The sequence below is a fragment of the Pseudomonas sp. Z1-12 genome, assembly GCF_051132015.1.
GTDB classification, from domain to species: Bacteria; Pseudomonadota; Gammaproteobacteria; order Pseudomonadales; family Pseudomonadaceae; genus Aquipseudomonas; species Aquipseudomonas zanjanensis.
The window spans coordinates 901148-926109 of record NZ_CP071647.1 but is presented as its reverse complement, the minus strand read 5'-3'; the positions used below and the strand labels follow the sequence as shown (position 1 = coordinate 926109).

Annotated in this window: 20 protein-coding genes, 3 tRNA genes and 1 pseudogene; 5 read left to right on the top strand and 19 right to left on the bottom strand. The window is 61.0% G+C overall.

Annotated features, from left to right (window positions below; genetic code table 11):
• Position 1 precedes the first annotated feature (1 nt).
• Positions 2-943: a 1-phosphofructokinase gene (gene pfkB / locus J3P85_RS03950; protein ID WP_186705998.1), complete on the bottom strand. Its 942-nt coding sequence runs from the start codon at positions 941-943 to the stop codon at positions 2-4.
• The gene (ptsP, locus tag J3P85_RS03945; protein WP_434704970.1) at positions 943-3807 is read right to left on the bottom strand and encodes a phosphoenolpyruvate--protein phosphotransferase; all 2865 of its coding nucleotides are present in this window, start codon (positions 3805-3807) and stop codon (positions 943-945) included. Before ptsP ends, pfkB begins: the two co-directional genes overlap by 1 nt.
• A 288-nt stretch (positions 3808-4095) precedes the next feature.
• On the opposite strand from ptsP, the gene cra reads away from it, so the two are divergent.
• Positions 4096-5091 (top strand): catabolite repressor/activator, encoded by a 996-nt coding sequence (gene cra, locus J3P85_RS03940; RefSeq protein ID WP_411386475.1) that lies wholly within the window; start codon positions 4096-4098, stop codon positions 5089-5091.
• A 20-nt stretch (positions 5092-5111) separates the two neighbouring features.
• On the top strand, positions 5112-5888 hold the full coding sequence (locus J3P85_RS03935; RefSeq protein WP_434704969.1) for a TatD family hydrolase: 777 nt from the start codon (positions 5112-5114) through the stop codon (positions 5886-5888).
• Between the two features lie 122 nt (positions 5889-6010).
• Here the strand turns inward: J3P85_RS03935 and J3P85_RS03930 are convergent.
• From J3P85_RS03930 to J3P85_RS03915, 4 genes and pseudogenes are all read right to left on the bottom strand, one after another.
• Positions 6011-6583 (bottom strand): annotated as a pseudogene (locus J3P85_RS03930) (methyl-accepting chemotaxis protein); the annotation flags it as partial.
• Between the two features lie 1760 nt (positions 6584-8343).
• Positions 8344-9180: a regulatory signaling modulator protein AmpE gene (gene ampE / locus J3P85_RS03925; RefSeq protein ID WP_186705993.1), complete on the bottom strand. Its 837-nt coding sequence runs from the start codon at positions 9178-9180 to the stop codon at positions 8344-8346.
• On the bottom strand, positions 9177-9737 hold the full coding sequence (ampD, locus tag J3P85_RS03920) for a 1,6-anhydro-N-acetylmuramyl-L-alanine amidase AmpD (RefSeq protein ID WP_434704968.1): 561 nt from the start codon (positions 9735-9737) through the stop codon (positions 9177-9179). The genes ampE and ampD overlap by 4 nt, the downstream gene beginning before the upstream one ends.
• Before the next feature lie 64 nt (positions 9738-9801).
• Positions 9802-12015, bottom strand: a complete 2214-nt coding sequence (locus J3P85_RS03915; RefSeq protein ID WP_434704967.1) for a DUF1631 domain-containing protein — start codon at positions 12013-12015, stop codon at positions 9802-9804.
• A gap of 225 nt (positions 12016-12240) precedes the next feature.
• Between J3P85_RS03915 and nadC the strand changes: the two genes are divergently transcribed.
• Positions 12241-13089 carry a carboxylating nicotinate-nucleotide diphosphorylase gene (nadC, locus tag J3P85_RS03910; protein ID WP_250964030.1) on the top strand — a complete coding sequence of 283 codons (849 nt, stop codon included), beginning with the start codon at positions 12241-12243 and terminating at the stop codon, positions 13087-13089.
• A 74-nt stretch (positions 13090-13163) separates the two neighbouring features.
• Here the strand turns inward: nadC and J3P85_RS03905 are convergent, their stop codons facing one another.
• Complete coding sequence (locus J3P85_RS03905; RefSeq protein ID WP_207963324.1) at positions 13164-13469, bottom strand: DUF6388 family protein; 306 nt, start codon at positions 13467-13469, stop codon at positions 13164-13166.
• A 352-nt stretch (positions 13470-13821) separates the two neighbouring features.
• Here J3P85_RS03905 and J3P85_RS03900 point away from each other — a divergent pair, with 352 nt between their 5' ends.
• Together J3P85_RS03900 and J3P85_RS03895 are read left to right on the top strand one after the other, a co-directional pair.
• On the top strand, positions 13822-14073 hold the full coding sequence (locus J3P85_RS03900) for a type II toxin-antitoxin system HicA family toxin (RefSeq protein ID WP_434704965.1): 252 nt from the start codon (positions 13822-13824) through the stop codon (positions 14071-14073).
• Positions 14070-14411 (top strand): type II toxin-antitoxin system HicB family antitoxin, encoded by a 342-nt coding sequence (locus J3P85_RS03895; protein ID WP_053118365.1) that lies wholly within the window; start codon positions 14070-14072, stop codon positions 14409-14411. The genes J3P85_RS03900 and J3P85_RS03895 overlap by 4 nt, the downstream gene beginning before the upstream one ends.
• A 22-nt stretch (positions 14412-14433) precedes the next feature.
• Here the strand turns inward: J3P85_RS03895 and J3P85_RS03890 are convergent.
• The 12 genes from J3P85_RS03890 to tpiA all read right to left on the bottom strand — a co-directional run bounded on the left by J3P85_RS03890 (position 14434) and on the right by tpiA (position 24939).
• Positions 14434-14506 (bottom strand) — tRNA-Thr (locus tag J3P85_RS03890).
• Positions 14507-14632: 126 nt separating this feature from the next.
• A complete protein-coding gene (gene pnp / locus J3P85_RS03885; RefSeq protein WP_207963326.1) occupies positions 14633-16738 on the bottom strand; it encodes a polyribonucleotide nucleotidyltransferase in 2106 nt (701 codons plus the stop codon).
• A 195-nt stretch (positions 16739-16933) separates the two neighbouring features.
• A complete protein-coding gene (rpsO, locus tag J3P85_RS03880) occupies positions 16934-17203 on the bottom strand; it encodes a 30S ribosomal protein S15 (RefSeq protein WP_011332409.1) in 270 nt (89 codons plus the stop codon).
• Between the two features lie 142 nt (positions 17204-17345).
• A complete protein-coding gene (gene truB / locus J3P85_RS03875; protein ID WP_250964026.1) occupies positions 17346-18263 on the bottom strand; it encodes a tRNA pseudouridine(55) synthase TruB in 918 nt (305 codons plus the stop codon).
• A gap of 3 nt (positions 18264-18266) precedes the next feature.
• Positions 18267-18668 carry a 30S ribosome-binding factor RbfA gene (gene rbfA / locus J3P85_RS03870; protein WP_053118363.1) on the bottom strand — a complete coding sequence of 134 codons (402 nt, stop codon included), beginning with the start codon at positions 18666-18668 and terminating at the stop codon, positions 18267-18269.
• A gap of 159 nt (positions 18669-18827) precedes the next feature.
• Positions 18828-21347 (bottom strand): translation initiation factor IF-2, encoded by a 2520-nt coding sequence (gene infB, locus J3P85_RS03865; RefSeq protein ID WP_434704964.1) that lies wholly within the window; start codon positions 21345-21347, stop codon positions 18828-18830.
• A 27-nt stretch (positions 21348-21374) separates the two neighbouring features.
• On the bottom strand, positions 21375-22856 hold the full coding sequence (nusA, locus tag J3P85_RS03860; RefSeq protein ID WP_003177868.1) for a transcription termination factor NusA: 1482 nt from the start codon (positions 22854-22856) through the stop codon (positions 21375-21377).
• 59 nt (positions 22857-22915) lie between these two features.
• A complete protein-coding gene (gene rimP / locus J3P85_RS03855) occupies positions 22916-23374 on the bottom strand; it encodes a ribosome maturation factor RimP (protein ID WP_053118762.1) in 459 nt (152 codons plus the stop codon).
• A gap of 140 nt (positions 23375-23514) precedes the next feature.
• Positions 23515-23591, bottom strand: a tRNA-Met gene (locus tag J3P85_RS03850).
• 97 nt (positions 23592-23688) lie between these two features.
• Positions 23689-23774: transfer RNA gene (locus J3P85_RS03845), tRNA-Leu, on the bottom strand.
• Positions 23775-23795: 21 nt separating this feature from the next.
• Positions 23796-24179: a preprotein translocase subunit SecG gene (gene secG / locus J3P85_RS03840; protein WP_025211789.1), complete on the bottom strand. Its 384-nt coding sequence runs from the start codon at positions 24177-24179 to the stop codon at positions 23796-23798.
• 4 nt (positions 24180-24183) lie between these two features.
• Positions 24184-24939 carry a triose-phosphate isomerase gene (gene tpiA / locus J3P85_RS03835; RefSeq protein ID WP_186705985.1) on the bottom strand — a complete coding sequence of 252 codons (756 nt, stop codon included), beginning with the start codon at positions 24937-24939 and terminating at the stop codon, positions 24184-24186.
• Positions 24940-24962 lie beyond the last annotated feature (23 nt).

Here is a 24962-nt window from a genome sequence, read left to right as displayed (position 1 = left end):
CTTATTGTTCTGTCAGGGGGCGCACGCGCACACCCTGTTCAAGCGACGCCAGCAACGCGGTGTCGTGGATGCCAAAACCGATCTGCGTGACGGCCATGGCAGCGATGGCCGTGGCGGTGCGCAGCGTCTGCTCCGGGGTGTCGGCACTGAGCAGGCCGTGCAGCATGCCCGCCAGCAGCGAATCGCCGGCGCCCACGGTGCTGGCAACCGTCACCTTGGGTGGCGACGCATGCAGCGCCGAACCGACACTGAACCAGTTCACGCCATCGGCTCCGTGGGAAATCACCACATGTTCGACACCCTGGGCATGCAGGCGCTGCGCCGCTTGCGCCTGGGCCGCTTCGCTGACCACCTCGCAACCCAGCGCGTCGGCCAGTTCCTCGGTGTTCGGCTTGATCAGCCACGGCCCCGCCGCCAGGGCGACGCGCAAGGCTTCGCCGCTGGTGTCGAGGGCCACGTTCAGGCCGAGTTTTTTCAGGCGCAGGATCAGCGCCTGCAACCACTGTGGGCTGACGCCACGGGGCAGGCTGCCGGCCACCACAACCACATCGTGGCCGGGAGCGATTTGCTCAAGGCGCGCCAGCAACGCTTGCTGCGCGGCTTCGTCGACCATCGGCCCCGGGCCATTGAGATCGGTGATACGTCCGTCCTGCTCGGCCAGCTTGATGTTGCTGCGAGTCTCGCCGGGGACACGGATAAAGGCGTCGACAAAACCACGCTGGGCAAACAGCGTCTCGAACACTTGGGCATTGTCTTCGCCCAAAAAACCACTGACCGTCAGCGTATGGCCAAGATCGGCCAGCACCTGGGCCACGTTCACGCCCTTGCCGGCGGCGTGGGCGTGCATGCCGTCGCTGCGGTTGACCTGGCCCGGCTCCAGGCGCGCCAACTCCACCGTGAGGTCGAGCGCCGGGTTGAGGGTCAGGGTAAGAATCTTCGCCATTACAGCGCCTCCACTAATGCGCGCACGTCATCGGCGCTGCCCACGGCCAAAGCCTCTTGGGCCAGGGTTTGTACTTGCGCCAGGCTCAATTCGCGGACCCGCGCCTTGACCTCGGCAATGCTGCGGGCCGAGACACTCAGTTCGTCCACACCCAGGCCCACCAGCACCGGCACCGCCAGCGGATCGGCCGCCAGCTCGCCACACACACCGACCCATTTGCCATGGGCATGGGCGGCGCGCACGGTGATGTCGATCAGTTGCAGCACGGCCGGGTGCAAGCCATCGGCCTGGGCCGACAGGGTCGGGTGACCGCGGTCGATCGCCAGGGTGTATTGCGTCAGGTCGTTGGTGCCGACGCTGAAGAAGTCGACTTCCTTGGCGAGCACCGGCGCCAGCAACGCGGCGGACGGCACTTCGATCATGATCCCCAGTTGCAGGTCTGCCACGGGGATTTCCCGGCGCAGGCGCTCGGTCATGTCCCGGGCCTGGCGCCACTCATCGACGCTGCCCACCATCGGGAACATGATCCGCAGCGGACGGCTGTCCGCCGAGCGCAACAAGGCCCGCAGTTGCGCTTCCATGACCTGCGGACGCTGCAATGTCAGGCGGATGCCACGCACGCCGAGGAACGGGTTTTCTTCTTTCGCGATCGGCCAGTACGGCAGCGGCTTGTCGCCGCCCACATCCAGCGTACGCACCACCAGCGGCCGTCCGGCCAGGCCATCGAGCACCTTGCGGTATTCGGCTTCCTGGGTCGCTTCGTCCGGCGCCTGGGTGTGAGCCATGAAGATCAGTTCGGTGCGCAACAGGCCAATGCCTTCGGCGCCCTGCTCCACCGCGCTGGCGACGCCGGCGCTTTCGCCAATGTTGGCGAACACTTCCACGGCATGACCGTCACGGGTCACCGCCGGTTCGTGACGCTGCTCGGCGGCGATCTTGAGGCGCTGTTCGCGGGTGTCGCGCTCTTCCTTGGCGCGCTGCAAAGTGGCGGTGTCCGGGTCCACGTGCAGGCGACCGCGCTGGCCATCCAGCAGCAACGATGTGCCCGGCGCCAGCAGCAACACCGCCGCACCGGCGCCCACCAGCGCCGGAATGCCCAGGGCGCGGGCGACAATGGCGCTGTGGGCGGTGGCGCCACCACGGGCGGTGAGGATCCCCGCCACGCGAGCCGGGTCCAGACGGGCGACATCGGACGGGCCGACTTCGTCCATCACCAGGATGTAGGGTTGTTCGGGTTCAGCCGGGGTTTCGATGCCGCACAGCTGCGCCAGCACTCGACGGCCAACGTCCCGCAGGTCGGCGGCACGTTCGGCCAGCAAGGCGTCCTGCAAGGCTTCCTGCTCTTTGGCGGCGGCTTCGATCACGCCCATCCACGCCGCTTGCGCACTCTCGCCCAGCTTCAAGCGGGTGTCGACTTCGTCGGTCAGTTCCGGGTCGTCGAGCATTTCCTGGTGGGTGATGAAAATCTCGCGGATGGCCTTGGCCTTGGCGCGTTCGATCAAGCCCTGGATATCGCGGCGCACCTGGTTCAAGGCGTTTTGCAGGCGCTCGCGCTCGATGGCCGCCGACTCACCGCGCATCGGATAATCGATGGCCTGCAACACTTGGATGTGGGCCGGGCCGATAGCGATGCCCGGGGCGGCGGCGACAGCCTGGATCAGGCTGCCGGCTTCGGGCGCCAACATGACGGTCGCGACTTCGGCCATTGCGGTTTCCCGCGGCGCACTCGGCGGCGGCAGCGGTTCGACTTCTTCGCCCAGGCCTTCTTCGATGGCCGCCAGCAGGGCGGGCAAGGCATCGGCGGCAATGCTCGGCTCGGCGATGAATTCCAGGACCTGGCCGCGACGGGCGCCCAGGCTCAGCAACTTGCTCAGGCTCTTGGCCGACACGGCGCTGTCCTGGCCGTCGACGATGCGCACGCGGATCTCGCCTTCGAAGCTTTTCGCCAATTGGGCGAGGATCTTCGCCGGACGTGCATGCAGACCATGGGCATTGGCCAGGCCGATGCGCGCGCTGGGCCAGTCGGCGGGTAATTCACCGCCGAGCACTTCCAGCACTTTGCGGCTGCTGGTGGCGCGGCCCAATTCGTGGCCGCGGCCTTCGATCAGCAGGGCGCAAAGCCTTTCCAGCAAGGCCTGGTGGGCCTCGCCGAGGCTGGCGAGGCAGAACAGACCGCTCAACGGTTGGCCCAGGTAACGGATGGGTTTGTCCGGGGTGACGAACGCCAGGCCCGGGCGCTTGACGGTCTGTTCGCTGTGCAGCCACCACAAGCCATCGCCCAGGGGCAGCGCATCGACTTGCTGCAACACGCCGGCAAAGCCGTTGCTCACGCAGTCGGCCTGGCGCAACAACCGAGCGCCGCGCCATACCAGTTCTTCAAAATCGTCAGCCGACACACCGAGGCCGATCATCTGGGCATCCAGGGCCAACTCCTGGGGCGCGCCTTGCAGCAGCTTCAGCAAGGCTTCGGCGGAACCGGCACGGCGCAGGGCCTGGCCCAGGTCCGTCTCGCCGAGGGCGCGGGTCAGCAGTTGCAGTAGGCGCAGGTGTTCGTCGGACTTGGCGGCAATGCCGATGGCCAGGTAGACAATCTGGCCGTCGCCCCAATCCACGCCTTCGGGGAATTGCAGCAGGCGCACGCCGGTGGAATAGACCAGGTCGCGGGTCTGCGGGGTGCCGTGGGGGATGGCAATACCTTGGCCAAGAAAGGTCGAACCCTGGGCTTCGCGAGCCTGCAAGCCGGCGAGGTAACCCTCGGCTACCAGGCCATCGGCCACCAGTTTGTCGGCGAGCAATTGCAGTGCAGCGTCTTTATCCACAGCCGTCTGCGCCATGGATATCTGCTCTAGAGTGAGCTCGAGCATGCTTTCTCCTTTTTGGCGTCCGGTTGGCGCCAGGTATTGTTTTGAATGAATCAGCTTAGCGTTGCAGGACAGCTTTCGGCGGTATCGCGGCAGAGCGGCCAAAAATTCTGCTAGCCTTGAAAATACGCTTGCTGAAACGTTTAATCTAGAAAGATTGGCACGTTACTCGATAATCTCTCATCCTTGAAGTGCAACTTGTCGTAAGCGCTTGGACGGTGACCGTCAGCTTGAATCGGGTAGGATGGCCCTTATCGTCGGGGCTAACTCGAAAAAACAAGGAAAACCGGGTTGAAACTCAGTGATATTGCCCAACTGGCCGGTGTGTCCGTGACCACCGCCAGTTATGTGATCAACGGCAAGGCCGAACAGCAACGCATCAGCAGCGCCACCGTCGAACGGGTGCGGGCGGTGGTCGAGGAACACGGCTTCACGCCTAACCCCCAGGCCGCCGGGCTGCGCAGCCGGCACACCCGGACCCTGGGCTTCATCCTGCCAGACCTGGAGAACCCCAGTTACGCCCGCATCGCCAAGTTGCTGGAACAAGGCGCACGGGCGCGGGGCTATCAGTTGCTGATCGCCAGTTCCGACGACGCGCCTGAGAGTGAACGGCAACTGTTGCAACTGTTCCGCGCCCGGCGCTGCGATGCACTGATCGTCGCCAGTTGCCTGCCGGCCGGCGACGACAGCTACCAGCAGTTGCAGGCCAAGGGCATTCCGATCATCGCCATCGACCGGGTGATGGAACCGGCGCGCTTCTGCTCGGTGATCAGCGACGACCGCCAGGCCAGCCTGCACCTGACACGCAGCCTGCTGGAGACCCACCCTCGGCAAATCGCCTTGATCAGCGCCCGTCCCGAGCTGAGCATCAGCCAGGAACGGGCCGCGGGCTTTCGCGAGGCCTTGGCCGGGTTCGAGGGCCAGGTGTTGATCGAACATGGCGAGTCGTTCAGCCGTGAGTGCGGCCGCCAGTTGATGGACGAAATGCTCACGCGCCTGGGGCATCTGCCGGATGCGTTGATCACCACATCCTACGTGCTGCTGCAGGGGGTGTTCGACGCCCTGCACGATTTCCCGCTCAAGGCGCGTCCGCTGCGCCTGGGCACGTTCGGTGACACGCAGTTGCTGGACTTCCTGCCGCTGCCGGTCAATGCCATGTCCCAGCAACATCAATTGATCGCCGACAAGGCCTTGGAACTGGCCTTGGCGGCCATCGAAAACGATGATTACCAGCCAGGCGTGCAGGCCATCGCGCGGACGTTCAAGCAGCGGATCCACCAGGGCTGACGTTTCTTCAGGATTGATGCATGGAGTTGATCGACACCCATACCCACCTGGACTTTCCGGACTTTGACGCGGATCGTCCGGCCCTGCTGGCCGAAAGCCGTGCCTTGGGCGTGCGGCAAATGGTGGTACTGGGCGTGTACCGGGACAATTGGCAACGGGTCTGGGACCTGGTGCAAAACGACCCGGACCTGCACGCCGCCTTGGGCCTGCACCCGGTGTACCTCGATCAGCACCAACCCGACGACCTGGCGCTGTTGCGCGAATGGCTGGGTCGCCTGGCCGGGCACCGTCAATTGTGTGCCGTGGGGGAAATCGGCCTGGATTACTACATCCCCACCCTGGACCGCGAACGCCAGCAGGCGTTGTTTGAAGCACAGTTGCAACTGGCCGTGGAGTTCGAACTGCCGGCGCTGATCCACGTACGCCGCAGCCACGCTGCCGTGATCGCTACCCTCAAGCGCATGGGCCCTTCACGGGCAGGCATCATCCACGCCTTCGCCGGCAGTTTTGAAGAGGCCCGCGAATACCTCAAGCTCGGCTTCAAGCTCGGCCTCGGCGGCGCCGCGACCTGGCCCCAGGCCCTGCGCATGCACCGGGTGCTGGCGAAACTGCCGCTGGACGCGGTGGTGCTGGAAACCGACTCCCCGGACATGGCCCCGGCGATGTTTCCTGGCCAACGCAACAGCCCGGCGCATTTGCCAGCGATTTGCGAGGCATTGGCGAGGATCATGGAGATCAGCCCGGAGCGATTGGCCGAGGCCAGCACGACCAATGCCCGCGAGCTGTTCAACTGGTAAAAAACCTGTGGGAGCGAGCTTGCTCGCGATGGCGGTGTATTAGCCAACATCTATGTCGGCTGACCTGACGCCATCGCGAGCAAGCTCGCTCCCACATTGGACCTGCGGTGAATCAGCGGCAATCACACCCGAAACGCATTGATCAACTGCTTGAGCTGCACCACCTGGGCGGACAACGCACGGCTGGCATCTTCGGTCTGGTGAGCGCCTTCGGCGGTGCGTTCGCCGGCGCGGTTGATCTCGACGATGTTCTGGTCGATGTCATGGGCCACGGCCGTCTGCTGTTCCACAGCGGCGGCGATCTGCTGGTTCTGGTCGACGATCATGCCGACCGCACCGAGGATATTTTCCAAGGCCTGCTGGACCTTTTCCGACTGGCCGACGGTGCCGCTGGCCATCTCGTGGCTAGTGCCCATCGCCTTGACCGCGGCACCAACACCGCCGTGCAGGCGGATGATCATCGCTTCGATTTCTTCGGTCGATTGCTGGGTCCGCTTGGCCAGGGTCCGGACTTCATCGGCCACCACCGCGAAACCACGCCCCTGCTCACCGGCCCGGGCGGCTTCGATGGCGGCATTGAGGGCCAGCAGGTTGGTCTGTTCGGCGATGCTCTTGATCACATCCAGCACGCGGCTGATGGCCTGGCTGTCGGTCGCCAGTTGGTTGATCACCTGCACCGACTGGTCGATCTCGCTGGCCAAGCGGGCGATGCTGCCCTGCTGGGACTCCACCAGCCCGCGCCCGCTGAGGGTTTCGTCGTTCACGCTGTGGGCGCTGCTCACCGCGGCGGCGGCACTGCGGGCCACTTCCTGGGCCGTGGCCGACATCTGGTTCATCGCCGTAGCTACCAGTTCGATCTGGCTGCGCTGGCCGGCGACAGCCTGGTTGCTCCGGGCCGATACCGTTTCCACCTGCCCGGCCTGGCGTTCAACTTCCGCGACGGTGCGGCCGACCTGTTCGATCAGGTCGTGGATCTTCGCCACCGTACCGTTGAACACCTCGCCCAATTCGCCCAGTTCATCCTGGCTGCGGGCGACGAAATTGACCGTCATGTCCCCCGCCGCCACCTTGTCCATCATCTGGCCCAGGTGCTGGAGGGTGGTGCGGGTCGACGCGTAGAAGCCGGCGTACAGGTAGAAAATCAACAGGAACACCGCCACCAGCGCCACGGCTTGCAGCACCATATGGCTGCGATTCTGCTCCAGGCGCTGTTGCAACTGCACACCGAGAAAATCCTGGGTCGCTTCGTTCAATTGATAGGTCTGCGCCATCAAGCCGCTGACCTGATCAAAGAATGCCGGCCACGGCGCATCGAGGGTGTCGGCCATCACCACCTGTTCCTCGATCAGTTCCGAGGCTTTTTTCAGGGTGCCTTTGCTGCCGTCGGCCTGGGTGGCAAGGGCTTGTCCAGCCGCTTTGCTGGAACCGAGGGCGTCCTGCAGTTTCAAGTCGTACTCACCCTGGAGCTTTTCGATCTGCCCCAGCAACTCATCGAAGCGGGTGCTCGACGCCGAATTGAGAAACCCCAGCCCCAACGAGGACGCACCCAGCGCCCGGCCTTCGCCGAGGATCTGGGTGACCTTGGGGGTGGTGCCGATGATCAGTTCGCTGAGCTGGCGGATGTCGCTCTGGTTGTCGCGGCTCAGCCCCGCCTGGCTGGCGATGATCTGGCTGAACATCTGGGCGCTGTTGAGCAATTTGCCGATCAACGCACTTTTGCTCTGCAGGGAGCTTTCGGCTTGCTGGGCCTTGAAAGCGCCGATCATCTCGTCGCGCTTGGCCTCGAAGGCACTGACCTGCTCGGGCTCGATGGCCATGGCGGTCATGCCTTGCAGGCGCGTGAGGACCTGTTGTTCCAGACTGCCAATCTTCGCCTCTACATCACCGGCCTTGCCGGACTGGCCCAGGCTGGCATTGATCTGCACCAGGTTGTTGAGGGTTTCCAGGTCCCGGCGCAGGGCCAGGCTGCTGCCCAGCAGGTCGAGGCTTTGCAGCTCCACTTGGGTGCCCTGGAATTCCCGATAGGAATCACGCACCAGAAAGAAGTTGGTCACCAGCATGGGCAGCAGGAACAGCACGCTGATCAGGCTGAACTTCATGCCGAAGCTCAGGCGGTTCATCAGCGCGACGGCGGGCCAGAGCAAACTCTTCACAAGGAAGTCTCCCGGTAGTGTTCTTATTGTTATGAGCACGCGCACGGAGACAGCAGAAAGCCACTATTCGGGCGCTGTCCCTGTATAGCCTAAATCGGCGGGGAGATTTGTAACTTAAGGTTAACGAGAGAGATGAACCACGAAAACACTGTGGCGAGGGAGCTTGCTCCCGCTGGCCTGCGAAGCAGGCCCCGGGGTTGCTCAGGCAGATCGCTTTGTCCGGGTTTGCGGCTGCTGCGCAGCCGAGCGGGAGCAAGCTCCCTCGCCACAAAAACGCCTGGCTACAACCTTGCTTACGTTGATCAGGCCAACACCGTCCACAACGCAAACCCGGCATACCAGAGCACCGCCGCACGCAGCAGCAATTCCCATAGGCGATCCAGGCTGTTGATGCCGTCCGGCCCGGCGACGGGCTTGGGGATCTCGCCAGCCACCAGGCCGACCTTGTCGATGAGGTCGGCGGCGCTGATGTTCCAGTTCAGCAGTTCATGCAGCATGACCCGGCTCACCGCAACAAAATTGCCCACCAGGGCGAAGCTCGCCGCCAGCAACCTCACCGGCACCCAATCGAAGGCATGGCGCATTTGCGCGGCCCGCTCGGCCACGCCGGGGTTCTGGCTGTGCTCGGCAGCCAGCGCCAGCAATCGATAGCTCAAGGCCGCGACCGGGCCCAACACGAAGTACCAGAAAATCACCGCGAAAAAGCTCTGGTAGGCCTGCCACAACAAATGGCCCTGGACTCGCTCCAGTAACTGCTCACCGTCATCGGCTTCAATGTCCAGGTCGCGCTTGGCCACATGAGCCGCCGCTTGCAGGTCTTCCCGACGCCAGGCGTCGCGAAACGGCCCGAGGGCGGCCAGCAAATCACCGCGCCCCAAGCTATAAATCACCACCAGCAAGTGCACCGGCAGCGCCAGCAAACCGTAGGCCACTGGCTCCAGCACCCACAAAAGCAACGCCAGCAGGGCCACGGGCAGCAGGACCATCGCCGTCAACACCAGCCAAGGCCGGTTGACCCACCGTGGGCTCGCCTCGAGTTTGTTCAGCTCGCGCAGCCAACCGCCGTCGCGCTGGACCCGCAGGCGCAAGGCCGAGAACTTCTCGATCCAGACGGCCAGCAGCAACACCAGAAAACTCATTGTCCTTCCCCTTCTGTCAGGGCCGCGCGATAGCGCTCCCAGTCGAATGCCGGTCCCGGATCGGTCTTGCGCCCTGGGGCGATGTCGCTGTGCCCGCAGATACGCTGCACGGTGATCGCCCTGAACGCCGCTTGCAACTGCCGGGTCAGGTCCACCAATGCGACATATTGCGCGTCGGTGAATGGCAGATCATCCGTGCCCTCCAGCTCGATGCCCAGGGAAAAATCGTTACAGGTCTCGCGCCCCTCGAAGCACGAGACGCCCGCATGCCACGCGCGATCCAGACAAGAGACAAACTGGGTCACGCTGCCGTCACGTTCGATCAGGAAATGTGCGGAGACGCGCAAGTCGGCGATACCGGCAAAGTAGGGATGTTCCGTGACATCCAGACGATTCTGGAAGAATTCCTGCACCTTGCCCGTGGCGAATTGTGCCGGTGGCAGGCTGATGTTGTGGATCACCAGCAGGGAGATTTCGCCTTCCGGGCGCGCATTGAAGTTGGGCGACGGGCAATGACGCACCCCCTCGCACCAACCGCTCGCGGAGTCCAACTGCATACAGGTTCCTTCGATGACGACGGTGAATGCCGTCAGTATGCCGTGATCGGGCCGGGCTGCGCGATCACTTGCCGCGATTGAGCTGGCGCAGATTGCCCAGCACCGACTCCAGCGCCCGGTCGAACAACAGGGTGTCGTCCAACAGCCGCGCCGCGCCCCGGCGGAACTCCAGGGCCAGGCTGGTGCGGCTGTGCTCCAGGACCTTGAGGCCAGTGCGATTGACGAAGACATATTTGCCGGTGGCCTCGATGATCGCCGCCAGCTTGCAACGCAGGGCATTGTCCTCGTCCTCCTGGAACTCGACCCAGCTCCCCAGGTGCAGTTGGTCGACCTGCAGCAGGCCGACGTCATCCGCCGGCAAATGCACCGCCACGCTCTCCCCCGCCGACTTTTGCGGTGCACGCAAAACAATTCTTTCCGACACCTCGACCATGGCCGGCGAATCGAGCGACTGGGCCTGTTCCGTTGCCTGGCCCATGCGTTCGAGCGCCTGCACATGGAGGACTTCCAGCTCACTGAAAAACTCGCTGGTGGCGAATGGGTCGAACGCCGAACGGCTCAGGCCTTCACGCAGGGCCTTGAGCAGTTCCGGCACCATCGCCAGCAGACGCAGGCCGGCATCGGGCTCGTCGTGAGGCTGGACGCTCCAGATCAATTGCTCCAGGGTCAGGACGTCAGCCTGCCACTCGGCGGAATACTTGCCGTGCTTGAAACAGGTCAGCAACAACACCTGGCTCCAGGCCTGCTGCACGAACTCCACCACAGCTTGTGGCAAGACTTTGCCCAGCATCACCTGGTTCAGCGCCCCTTCGACACGCTGGCGCGCCAGTTCGGCCTTGGCCCGACCTTCTTCGGCGTCGCGGATACGCTGTTCAAGCAACTCGCTGCGGCGCCGCTCGTCACTGGTGAAGGCGAGGAAATCGGCGAGCAGTTCGGAGAAAATCGCGGGGTCATCGACGAAGTCATTCAGCAGGCGCTGCACGACCTGCTCGATGCGCAAGTACAGGCTGTCACGCTGATGATCGTCGCAATCGCCCCAACCCATGGCCGCGGCCGCGATTTCGTTGAGCAGTCGCCGGGCCGGATGGTTACCGCGACTGAAAAAGCTCTTGTCCTGCACCGCGACCTTGAGCATCGGGATTTGCAGGCGACCGATCAGGGCCTTGAAGGAATCTGGGAGGTTATGGTCGTCGAGGATGAATTCGAACATCATCGAGATCAGGTTGATCACATCTTCATCAGCGCCGTCGACCACCCGGGACTTGCCACTCCTGACGCTGACCCGGGTCAGCAGTTGTTCGATCTGGCTACGCAGGTCGAACTCGTCCTGCACGGCAGGCGCCGGCACGTATTGCTGCAAATGCGAGAGCAGCCGCAGCAGGTCACGAGTAGAAATGGGCTGGGGCGGCACACTGGGTTCCAGGGTCGGCGCCACGCTGCCACGCACTTGCATCAATAGCTTCTGCAAGGCGGCGAACACTTCCTGGACGCTGTCGTCGACTTCGGCATCGCTGGGTTTGGCGGCGATTTCGGCGTTGGGCCTGGGGTTATCCTCGGGGCGATCCGAGACCCGACGCGCCGGCGTCACCTTGAGCTCCGGCAGGATCCCCGTGGCCGCCAGCAACTGATTGGCCTCGGTATAAAGCTGGTCGCACTCGCTGAGCACATAACGCTCGAACAGTTTGAGCAGGATCAGCTTGACCTTGATGCCCACGCCCAGGTTGCGCCCGGCCTGCAAGAACTTTTCGCACAGCAGTGCCGGGCTCAGGGGATTGTGCTGATTGCCCAGCGGTCGAGCCAGCAGCACGCCGAGCCGGGCCGTCAGTTGCTCCAGCGCCACGCCATCGCGCCTGAGCACCCGAGCGACCATGGCCTCGACCGCCAACTGCCGCTCCAGGTCGTCTTGGGAGCGCTGGGGTTGACCGTCCGACGCGAGGGTAGGCGCCAAGGTGGCGTGGGTCAGGTCGTACTGGGCCAGGCTGACGAAGGTCTCGAAGAACTGCTCGATGAATTCCCGCTCGATGCTTTTGCGCTTCAGGCGCAGGTCCCGCATGGCCTCGAAGTACAAGTTCTGCTCGACGTCATCGCGCGCCCGGTCGGCCATTTCGAACAAGGTGTCGTCAGCGTTATCGAACAGCCCCTGCAAGCCCAGGCGCAACTGCTGGGCGGCCTTGTCGCGAACCTGAAGCAGAATCACAGGCAGGCGGGCGAGCGGCGAGCGAGTCGCCTGATCGGTAGCCACCTTGTGCAAAGGCACTACATTCCCGTCGTTGTGCATCCTGGCCTCCTGAAACGGTTCTTCGGCTCATGACGTCAAAGCTATGGCGTCAATCGAAAGGCGGATTATGGGTAAAAGAACCCCGCCGCACCAGCGGTACTCTGTGACGCAGCTCGAAATACGGCGCAACTAGTGACCGAGGAAATGAGGAAATGTTGCGAGGACGCGACCAAATGCAGGTTTCGACACCCTATAATCCAGGCCACTTTGTTTGTGGAGCCCGTTATGCCGAATCTACGCCTCGCCGACCTGACCGCCGAAATCGAAGCCAACGTGCGCCGCGCGTTGCTTGAAGACGTCGGCAGCGGCGACATCACCGCGCAACTGATCCCCGCCGAACGCCTGGCCAAGGCCACCATCATCACCCGCGATGCGGCGATCATCAGTGGCACGGCCTGGGTCGATGCCGTGTTCCGGCAGCTGGATCCGCGTGTCGCGGTGCATTGGCAAGTGCGCGATGGCGACCGGGTCAGCCCCGACCAGGTGCTGTTCCACCTGGAAGGCCCGGCCCGTTCGCTGCTGACCGGCGAACGCAGCGCGCTGAACTTCCTGCAGATGCTGTCGGGCGTCGCCACCCGGGCCCGCTACCTGGCCGACTTTGTCGCCGGCACCCAAGTCAAGTTGCTGGACACCCGCAAGACCTTGCCTGGGCTGCGCCTGGCCCAGAAATACGCAGTCACCTGCGGCGGCTGCCATAACCACCGCATCGGCCTGTACGATGCCTTCCTGATCAAGGAAAACCACATCGCCGCTTGCGGCGGGATCGCCCAGGCCATCGCCGCTGCCCATAAGATCGCACCGGGCAAACCGGTGGAAGTCGAAGTGGAAAGCCTGGCGGAATTGAAAGAAGCGCTGGCGGCCGGTGCCGACATCATCATGCTCGACGAACTGAGCCTGGACGACATGCGTGAAGCCGTACGCCTCAATGGCGGCAAGGCGAAACTGGAAGCCAGCGGCGGGATCAACGAAAGCACGTTGCGCCCGATAGCCGAGACCGGGGTGGACTACATCTCGATCGGGGCGATGACCAAGGATGTGAAGGCGGTGGATCTGTCGATGCGCCTTAGTCTCTAAGTAGCTTCAAGCCTCAAGCTGCAAGCTTCAAGCCGCTCCGTGCTTGTCTTGCAGCTTGTAGCTTGTAGCTGCTTTTAAACTACAAGATTATTCATCTCGCAGTATTCATCCCATTCCACACCCAACACCTCGGCCGCTTCCTTGTGCAATGCAAGGCGCTGCACCTCGAATTCTTCAGGCGTGCTGGTGTACTTGAGCGTCAACTCCCAGGGTTGCAGCCCCTGGGCTTCGGCCTCGTCCTCGAATGCCCATTGGATCTGGTCTTTCTGATCGTCGGCGGACAAATCCTTGATCTCTTCCAGCAACTGGGGCGCATCCAGCACATATTTCTTCAGTGCTTCTTCGTGCCTGGCTTCCTGGGACAATGCTTTAACAGTCATGGCGTTCTCGTTGATCTGGGGAATGGAAGATGGATCTGGATCATCAAGGATCTCTCTGACGCAGGAAGCCGTTGGAAGCCCGGTTCACCTGGCCTTCAGAACCATTCGTGGATCATCTGAAAACAACGGTGTTGGTTTTGGGACAGGGGAATCCTAACAGAGACGCAAGCCAGTGCAACAACCGGAATCAATGGAGGAGCGCGGTATGTGCGCGGTTACAGTTTCTCGGTTCCATACCCCGAATTCACCCCGTATAAATTTCCATCTTCCTCATCCAGGTTTCGACGAACAGACGCCTTCACATTGACCACGCAAGGACATGCAACTATATTCAGTTGCATGAAAAGCATTCATGTCAAAGAATGAAAAACTTCTCGCAAAGCTACTCAACGGGCAAAGCGCATTCACTTGGTCGGAGCTTGTCACCCTGTTATGTCGGCTCGGCTATTCCCAATTAGAAGGATCGGGTAGTAGGGTCAAATTCGACAATGGAGACCCGAGTGCAATGATCAACCTGCACAAGCCACATCCCGGAAATGAGCTCAAAGCGTACATAAGACGTCAGATTATTGAGCAATTGAAAACAGGAGGCCTGATTCCATGAACTCCCAGCTGCAATACAAAGGCTATGTCGGCTCAATTGAAGCTAGTACCGAGGACAAGTGCTTGTTTGGAAAGCTCTTATTCATTAGGGCGCTGGTGAGTTATGAGGGACAAACGGTAGCTGAACTGGAAACGGCTTTTCGTGAGGCGGTAGATGATTATCTACAAACCTGCCAGCAGCTCGGGCAGAAGCCAGAAATCCCGTGCAAAGGATCGTTCAATGTTCGTATCGGCCACGATCTGCATCTAGCAGCCGCTTTGGCGGCTACTCGCCAAAATGTGTCGTTGAATGATCTGACACGCCAAGCACTGAACGAATACCTTCAGCACCACGCATAAAATCGCAGGCGAAAAAGCTTTTTGCCCGAGACAGGAATCGAACCTGCGACCTTCGCGTTACGAGTGCGCTGCTCTACCGACTGAGCTACACGGGCGGTGGCTAAAACTAGCACCGTCCCCCGTAGCCAGGCAACCTGCCTGGCGTTGGTTTTTCACCACACAGCAAAACGCCCCGAACCAGTCGGGGCGTTTGCTTGTTCAGCGGTTAGACGACGGGGTGATTAAACGCCCGATGCCTTGGCTGCCGCGACGTCCTTGATGGACAGCTTGATACGGCCGCGGTTGTCCACGTCCAGTACCAGCACTTCCACTTCCTGGCCTTCCTTCAGGATGTCGGTCACTTTCTCGACGCGAGCATCGCTCAGCATGGAGATGTGAACCAGACCGTCCTTGCCCGGCAGGATGTTGACGAACGCGCCGAAGTCGACGATGCGCTCAACCTTGCCGACGTAGATCTTGCCTATCTCGGCTTCCGCGGTGATGCCCAGGACGCGCTGGCGTGCTGCTTCTGCCGCTTCCTTGGTTTCGCCGAAGATCTTGATCGAACCGTCGTCTTCGATGTCGATCGAAGCCTTGGTTTCTTCGCAGATCGCACGGATGGTCGCGCCGCCTTTACCGATGACGTCACGGATTTTGTCGGTGTCGATTTTCATCGCGATCATGGTCGGAGCATTTTCCGACAGCTCGGTACGGGACTGACCGATGATCTGGTTCATCTGGCCGAGGATGTTCAGGCGCGCTTCCAGGGCTTGGCCCAGGGCGATTTCCATGATCTCTTCGGTGATGCCCTTGATCTTGATGTCCATCTGCAGTGCGGTGACGCCTTTGGCGGTACCGGCCACTTTGAAGTCCATGTCGCCCAGGTGGTCTTCGTCACCCAGGATGTCGGTCAGGACGGCGAACTTCTCGCCTTCTTTAACCAGACCCATGGCGATACCGGCCACCGGTGCCTTCATCGGCACACCAGCGTCCATCAGGGCCAGGGAAGCGCCGCAGACCGAAGCCATCGAGCTCGAACCATTGGATTCGGTGATTTCCGACACCACGCGAATGGTGTACGGGAACACGTCAGCGGCTGGCAGCATGGCCTGGACCGAACGACGGGCCAGACGGCCGTGACCGATTTCGCGACGACCGGCGCCACCCATGCGACCGCACTCGCCCACCGAGAACGGAGGGAAGTTGTAGTGCAGCATGAACGGGTCTTTCTTTTCGCCTTCCAGGGTGTCCAGCAGTTGCGCGTCACGGGCGGTGCCCAGTGTTGCAACGACCAGCGCCTGGGTCTCGCCACGGGTGAACAGTGCCGAACCGTGGGTCTTTGGCAGGACGCCGACTTCGATGTTCAGCGGACGAACGGTGCGGGTGTCGCGACCGTCGATACGCGGCTTGCCGTTGACGATGTTTTCGCGAACGGTGCGGTATTCGATTTCACCAAAAGCAGCCTTGACGTCGCTGGACGATGGCTGGCCTTCTTCGCCGGAGAACTTGGCAACGACCTGGTCTTTCAGCTCGCCCAGGCGTGCATAGCGGTCGGCCTTGATGGTGATGGTGTAGGCCTGGGAGATCGCGTCGCCGAACTCGGCACGGATCGCGCCCAGCAGCTCGGTGGCTTCTGGCTGGGGCGCCCAGGTCCAGGTTGGCTTGGCAGCTTCGGCGGCCAGTTCCTTGACGGCGTTGATCACCACCTGGAACTCGTCGTGGGCGAACAGCACGGCGCCCAGCATCTGGTCTTCGGTCAGTTCCTTGGCTTCGGATTCAACCATCAGCACGGCTTCGGAAGTACCGGCCACGACCATGTCCAGGCTCGACGCCTTCAACTGCTCGTAAGTCGGGTTCAGCAGGTAGCCGGTGCTTTCGTGGAACGCGACACGGGCAGCGCCGATCGGGCCATCGAAAGGAATGCCGGAGATGGCCAGGGCAGCCGAGGTACCGATCATCGCAGCGATGTCCGGATCGGTTTTCTTGCTGGTGGACACGACGGTGCAGACAACCTGCACTTCGTTCATGAAACCTTCTGGGAACAGCGGACGGATCGGACGGTCGATCAGTCGGGAAGTCAGGGTTTCCTTCTCGGAAGGACGGCCTTCGCGCTTGAAGAAACCGCCAGGGATCTTACCGGCAGCGTAAGTCTTTTCCTGGTAGTGAACAGACAGAGGGAAGAAGCCCTTGCCTGGATCGGCTTGCTTGGCACCGACAACGGTCACCAATACGCTGACGTCGTCGTCAACGGTGACCAGCACTGCGCCGGAGGCCTGACGGGCGATACGGCCAGTCTCGAGGGTAACGGTCGACTGACCGAACTGGAATTTTTTGATTACCGGGTTCACGGTGTCCTACCTTCTTTGTGGCTCTTGGGGAACTTGTCTTCTTGCGAAATTCTTGGGCAATGACGGGAATCGGCCCGACGCCTGTCCAGGGTAAAACGTGTATCCAGATAAAACTTGAGGCTGGGAGCCTGCCATGCGACAGCGGGAAACCCCACTGACGTACGACAGACCACCAACCTCTAGCGCAATCGCTGATTAGCGACGCAGACCCAGGCGAGCGATCAGAGCGCTGTAACGGCTCACGTCCTTGCCTTTCAGGTAGTCCAGCAGCTTGCGACGCTGGTTTACCATGCGGATCAGACCACGACGGGAGTGGTGATCTTTACCGTTGGCCTTGAAGTGACCTTGCAGTTTGTTGATGTTGGCGGTCAGCAGTGCAACTTGCACTTCTGGCGAACCAGTGTCACCAACAGCTTGCTGGTAGTCAGCTACGATTTGAGCTTTTTCTTGAACGTCGAGAGCCATGAGGCAATCCTTTTAGTCAGGAAACTGTTCCGAGGAACAGCTTCAACAGGCCAGGGACAAATCCCTGTATCTATAAATGAGTAGTGACCGTGCCTGTTAACAGCCACACTCGCCAACCCGCTGTTACGCAGGCTGGTTCCGGTCATTCCGACCGAATCAGTCGACGCGGCGCAATGCGCCCGTCTTCGCTCACTTCACCGATACCGATGAAGCGACCGTTGTGATCCTGTACCCGGACCATGCCGAACTTCGGCGCGTCCGGGGCACGTACCGGCTGGCCGTTGAGCCAGTAGAACGCGCTGTGTTCCGAGAACTGCAAGAGCGGCCAATCCAGCAGGCCGCTGTCCGATGGCATCAGGAAACGGTCGACCGCTTCGTTACCGCCTTCGGCATGCACCGCTTCAAGCTCTTCCAGCGTGACCGTCTGGGCCAACGTGAAAGGCCCGGCCTGGGTCCGTCGCAATTCTGCCACGTATGCGCCACAGCCGAGCTGCTCGCCAATATCCTCCACCAGGGTCCGGATATAGGTGCCCTTGCTGCAATCCACGGCCAGCCGCGCAGTATTACCGTCAAAGGCCAGCAATTCCAAGCGCGCAATAGTAACAGAACGCGGTTCGCGCTCCACTACTTCGCCTGCACGGGCCAGTTTATACAACGGCTGTCCATCGCGCTTCAAAGCGGAGTACATCGGCGGTATCTGGCTGATTTTCCCGCGAAATTTCGGCAACACCGCTTCGACATCCGCCTGACCAACGGTCACCGGGCGCTCCAGCAAAACCTCACCTTCGGCGTCCGCCGTGGTAGTCGTCTTGCCCAGTTGCGCCAGGGTTTCGTAACCCTTGTCGGAATCGAGCAGGTACTGGGAGAACTTGGTCGCCTCGCCAAAGCACAGTGGCAGCACGCCTGTGGCCAGCGGATCGAGGCTGCCGGTGTGCCCGGCCTTTTCGGCATTGAGCAGCCAGCGGACCTTTTGCAAGGCCGCGTTGGAGGTGAACCCCAGCGGCTTGTCGAGCAGGATGATACCGCTGACGTTACGACGGATACGTTTGACCTGAGCCACCGATTACTCCTTGGTGTCTTCAGGTTCAGCCGCAACCGGGTGCTGGCTGTCTTCCGCCACGGCGCGCTCGATCAGTGCCGACAGATGCGCACCCCGGGCAACGCTTTCGTCGTAATGGAAGTGCAACTGCGGGACGCTGCGCAGCTTCATCTCCCGAGCCAACTGCATACGCAGGAAGCCGGCGGCCGAGTTGAGCACCTTGATGCTCTGGGCGATTTCCTCAGCGCTGTCCTGGCCCATCACGGTGATGAAAATCTTGGCGTGACCGACGTCACGGCTGACTTCCACTGCAGTGATGGTGACCAGGCCGACGCGCGGGTCTTTGACTTCGCGACGGATCAGTTGGGCCAGCTCGCGCTGCATCTGATCGCCGATTCGTTGGGTACGGCTGTATTCTTTTGCCATGTCTTGTTACCTGTTACTGCCCCACGGTGAAACCCGTGAGGTCTGAAAGCGGCAAACGCCCGGCCTGGCAAAAGCCAGACCGGGCGTTGCGTTTAGAGTCCGCCAGCAAGGCAGCGCATGTTCATGCGGCTGCCCGGCGCGGCTCTTGAAGTGCGCGAGTTAGAGGCTGCGAGCAACCTGGACCTTCTCGAAGACTTCGATCTTGTCGCCAACCTTGACGTCGTTGTAGCTCTTGACGCCAATACCGCATTCCATGCCGGCACGCACTTCGGAAGCGTCATCCTTGAAGCGACGCAGGGATTCCAGCTCGCCTTCGAAGATCACGATGTCTTCACGCAGTACACGGATCGGACGGTTACGGTGAACGACACCTTCGATCACCATGCAACCGGCGATGGCACCGAACTTCGGCGAACGGAACACGTCGCGAACTTCGGCCACGCCCAGGATATTCTCCCGGACGTCGCTGCCCAGCATACCGGTCAACGCTTTCTTGACGTCTTCGATGATGTCGTAGATCACGTTGTAGTAACGCATATCCAGGCCTTCCTGCTCGACGATCTTGCGAGCGCCGGCATCGGCACGCACGTTGAAGCCGAACAGTACAGCGTTGGAAGCCAGTGCCAGGTTGGCATCGGACTCGGTGATACCACCGACACCACCACCGACCACACGCACTTGCACTTCGTCGTTACCCAGGCCATTCAAGGCGCCGTTCAACGCTTCCAGGGAACCACGGACGTCGGATTTGAGGACGATGTTGAGCGTCTTCTTCTCTTCCTGGCCCATGTTCTCGAAGATGTTTTCCAGCTTGCCGGCGTGAGCACGAGCCAGTTTGACTTCGCGGAACTTGCCTTGACGGAACAGAGCCACTTCACGGGCTTTCTTCTCGTCAGCCACAACGCTCATCTCGTCGCCAGCGTCCGGGGTACCGTCCAGGCCGAGGATCTCGACCGGGATAGCCGGACCGGCTTCCTTGATAGGCTTGCCGTTCTCGTCGAGCATGGCACGCACGCGGCCATAGTTCGAGCCGACCAGCACCATGTCGCCTTGACGCAGCGTACCGTCCTGGACCAGGACCGTTGCAACCGGGCCACGACCCTTGTCGAGGCGCGATTCAACCACAACACCACGGCCAGGTGCCGAAGGCGTAGCGGTCAGTTCGAGAACCTCGGCCTGCAGCAGAACGGCTTCGAGCAGTTCGTCAACGCCGGTACCCATCTTCGCCGATACCGGAACGAATGGAGTGTCGCCACCCCACTCTTCGGAGGTCACGCCGTGGACCGACAGTTCGCTGCGGATGCGATCGAGATCGGCGCCCGGCTTGTCGATCTTGTTCACCGCAACCACCAGCGGCACGCCAGCAGCCTTGGCATGCTGAACGGCTTCGATGGTTTGTGGCATCACACCGTCGTCCGCTGCAACCACCAGGATCACGATGTCGGTCGCCTTGGCGCCACGGGCACGCATCGCGGTAAACGCGGCGTGACCCGGGGTGTCGAGGAACGTCACCATGCCGCGGTCGGTTTCAACGTGGTATGCACCGATGTGCTGGGTAATACCACCCGCTTCACCGGCCGCCACCTTGGCACGACGAATGTAGTCGAGCAGGGACGTTTTACCGTGGTCGACGTGGCCCATGACGGTCACGACCGGAGCACGGGAAACCGCCTCGCCTTCGAACTTCAAGGACTCGGCCAGGGAATCTTCCAGGGCGGTGTCGCTGACCAGGGTCACTTTGTGGCCCAGCTCTTCAGCAACCAGTTGGGCAGTTTCCTGGTCCAGTACCTGGTTGATGGTGGCTGGCGTACCCAGCTTGAACATGAACTTGATGATTTCAGCAGCCTTGACCGACATCTGCTGGGCCAGATCGCCCACAGTGATGGTCTCGCCGATCTTCACTTCACGCACGACAGGGCCGGTAGGGCTCTGGAAACCGTGGGCGTTGCGTTTCTTCAGCTTGGCCTTGCCGCGACCGCCACGACGGAAGCCGTCGCTTTCTTCGTCGGTGGTACGTGGCGCAACACGAGGTGCTGGCGCCTTTTCCTTGACCGAAGCACGATGAGGCGCGTTCTTGCGCTCACCGTCGCCGCTGCCACGACGGTTGTCGTCGGCACGTGGCTTGTCCGGACGACGCTGTTCGTCGCGCTTGCGAGTGTCGGCTGGAGCCGGGGCAGCAGCCACGACTGGCGCCGCTTCGCGCACAGGTTCGGCGGCCGGGGCAACAGCCTCGACGGCTTCTACCGAAGCGGTTTGCGCAGCAGCAGGCTGGCGGCGCGCTTCTTCTTCGGCGCGACGCTTGGCTTCTTCTTCAGCCTTCTGGCGAGCAGCATTTTCTACTGCGCGACGTTCTTCCTGTTCGCGTTTGCGCTCGGCTTCGATTTCTTCCGGGCTGCGCTGTACGAAGACTTTCTTCTTGCGTACTTCAACGCTGATGCTTTTGCTACCGGCAACACGCAGGGTGCTGGTGGTTTTACGCTGCAGAGTGATCTTGCGCGGTTCTTCCACTTTTGCCTTGTGACTGCTCTTCAAGTGAGTCAGCAGGGACTGCTTTTCACTGTCGGTCACATGTTCCTCGGCGGCGGTGTGCGGCAGACCTGCCTCACGCATCTGCTGCAACAGGCGCTCTACCGGTGTTTTGACCTCATCGGCCAGTTGTTTCACCGTGACTTGCGTCATGCACTTCTCTCCTCAGGCCGCGCCTAATTACTCGAACCAGTGGGCTCGGGCGGCCATGATCAACTTGCCGGCACGATCATCGTCAATGCCGTCGATGTCGAGCAGATCGTCAATAGACTGCTCGGCCAGGTCTTCGCGGGTAATTACGCCGCGCACCGCCAGTTCCATCGCCAAATCCTTGTCCATGCCCTCAAGCGAGAGCAGGTCTTCGGCCGGATGGGCGTCTGCCAGCTTTTCCTCAGTAGCGATGGCTTTGGTCAACAAACGATCCTTGGCCCGAGCGCGAAGCTCGTTGACGATTTCCTCGTCAAAGCCGTCGATGTTGAGCATTTCCTCCACCGGTACGTAGGCAATCTCTTCCAGGCTGGTAAAGCCTTCGTCCACCAGCACCTGCGCCAGCTCTTCATCGACTTCAAGCTCTTCGATGAAGTTGCGCAGGATGTCGCCGGTTTCAGCTTGCTGCTTAGCCTGGATGTCCGATTCGGTCATCACGTTCAGGGTCCAGCCAGTCAATTGGCTCGCCAGACGCACGTTCTGACCACCGCGACCGATGGCCTGAGCCAGATTGTCTGCGCCAACGGCAATGTCCATGGCGTGGGCATCTTCGTCGACGATAATTGCCGCCACTTCAGCAGGCGACATGGCATTGATCACGAACTGAGCCGGGTTGTCGTCCCACAGGACGATGTCCACGCGCTCGCCGCCCAACTCGCCGGATACGGCCTGGACACGCGAACCACGCATGCCGATGCAGGCACCTTGTGGGTCGATACGCTTGTCCTTGGAGCGGACCGCGATCTTGGCGCGCGAACCCGGATCACGGGAAGCGGCCATGACTTCGATCAGGCCTTCAGCAATTTCCGGCACTTCGATGCGGAACAACTCGATCAGCATTTCCGGCGCTGTACGCGACAGGATCAGCTGCGGGCCCCGGTTCTCGGTGCGGATTTCCTTGAGCAGCGCACGCAAACGCACGCCAACCCGGAAAGTTTCGCGAGAAATGATGTCTTCGCGAGCCAGCAACGCTTCGGCGTTGTTGCCCAGGTCGACGATCACATTGTCGCGGGTGACTTTTTTCACGGTGCCGGAGATGATTTCCCCCAGGCGCTCGCGATAAGCGTCGACGACTTGCGCGCGCTCGGCTTCGCGAACCTTCTGCACAATGACCTGCTTGGCAGTCTGTGCAGCGATGCGACCGAATTCGATGGACTCGATTTTTTCTTCGACGACATCACCGACCTTGGCGCCCGGGTGCGTTTCCGCAACCTTGCTTGGCCAGGTTTCGATAGCTGGATCGTCCAGGTCGGCTTCCTCGACGACCGTCCAGCGACGGAAAGTCTCGTAGGCACCGGTGTGGCGATTGATCTCCACACGCAAATCAACTTCGTCTTCGAACCGCTTCTTGGTAGCAGTGGCCAGAGCCAGCTCCAGCGCTTCAAAAATAACGTTAGCCGGTACGCCCTTTTCATTGGATACCGACTCAACAACCAGCAGTACTTCTTTGCTCATCGTACGCCTCGCCTTTCGCAAGCCATTGGATCCGCGGGATCCGCAGTATCTGGCACGTATCAGTCAAAACTGGGAATAATGTTGGCCTTGTCGATCATATCGATCGGCAACAGGAACTCATGGTCATCTACCTGCACCACGACGTCCTGCTCTTCTACACCGCGCAGAAGGCCTTGGAAGTTGCGTCGACCTTCGAAAGGCGAGCGCAGCTTGATCTTCACTTGTTCACCGGCAAACAAAGCGAACTGTTCAAGTGTGAACAGGGGGCGCTCCATGCCAGGCGAGGAAACTTCAAGGGTGTATTCGGAGGTGATTGGATCTTCAACATCCAGTACACCGCTGATCTGACGGCTGACGATGGCGCAATCGTCCACCAACACGCCGCCTTCCTTATCGATATAAACGCGCAACAGTGAGTGGCGACCTTGAGCCGAAAACTCAATACCCCAGCATTCATAGCCAAGGGCCACGACCACCGGGGCCAACAAGGCCTGCAACTGTTCTAGCTTGCTCGACACCTGAACCCCCTCGTGCATGTTTGTGCATGCTGTGCAAATAAAAAAAAATGGGCGAATCGCCCATCCCTGAAACGCCGTCGAACAGCGGCGTTATAAAGTGTCCAGCTAACAAAAAGCCCCTTGGAAGGGGCCCCTGAAACTGGTTGCGGGAGCCGGATTTGAACCGACGACCTTCGGGTTATGAGCCCGACGAGCTACCAGACTGCTCCATCCCGCGACAAAGCTGGGGCGGAAGTATACGACCGATCCCTTACAGGGTCAATGTAACCCTTCCACCTACAAGAAAGCCCGCAATCGCGGGCTCTCCTGATAATTGGTACCGAGAAGGGGACTCGAACCCCTACACCCTATGGGCACAACCACCTCAAGGTTGCGTGTCTACCAATTCCACCACCTCGGCAATACAGCGTTTGAAACCTTCTTACTTCTGCTCTTGAGCTGGAGGCACGTCAGTCGCCGGGTTGGCCGACTTTTGCTCTTGAAGCACCGGGACATCATCAGAAGCCGGTTGTTGCTTTGGCGCTTCCAATACCGCTGGGTTTGGCAGACCTACTTGAGTCAGCTCGTGAGCTTTCTCTTTAGCAAAGTAACCTAACCCTAAGCTGGTTATGAAGAAACCGGCGGCAAGTATAGCAGTAAACTTACTGAGAAAGGTAGAGGAACCTTGGCTTCCGAACACAGTATTTGAAGCACCTGCACCGAAAGACGCACCAGCATCCGCACCTTTACCCTGCTGCAGCAATACGAGAGCAACTACGCCCAGTGCACCCAGCAGATGAAAAACGACTACGACTGTTTCCAGCATTTTTTCAGTTTCCCGCGGCGCGACAGATCGCACCGAACTCATCTGCATTCAGGGACGCTCCACCAATGAGCCCCCCATCGATATCCGGCATGCCGAACAGTTCGACCGCATTGGCCGCCTTCACGCTGCCGCCGTATAGAAGCCGCACACCTCGTGCCACTTCAGAATTCTCTGCCGCCAACTGCGCGCGGATGGCTGCGTGCACATCCTGCGCCTGTTGCGGCGAAGCAGTCAGCCCAGTGCCGATGGCCCAGACTGGCTCGTAAGCAATGATTGCCTTTGCAAAAGCACCGACACCCAGCTCCTCGATGATGCTGCCCAGCTGACGCTCGACAACCTCAAGGGTCTTGCCGGCCTCACGCTGCTCGCGGGTTTCCCCTATGCACAACACCGGAGTCAGGCCACAGGCCTGGGCCGCAGCAAATTTGCGGATCAAGGTCTTGTCCTGCTCGCCCATGATCTGGCGACGCTCGGAGTGCCCGACCAGGACCAGGGAACAACCTGCATCCACCAATTGACTCGGTGCAATCTCACCGGTCAACGCACCTTGCATGGCTTCCATCGCAGAGTTCTGCGCGCCGACCGAAATCGACTTGCCCTTCAAGCCATCAATCACTTGATTGATATACAAGCAAGGCGGGAAAACCGCGACATCAACACCGCTTGGCAAGGCCAGATGACGAAGGCCATTGATCAGCTCAGCGACGCTGGCGCGGGTACCGTGCATCTTCCAGTTACCAGCTACCATAGGGCGACGCATGCTGTACCTCGTCGGTCAAAGTG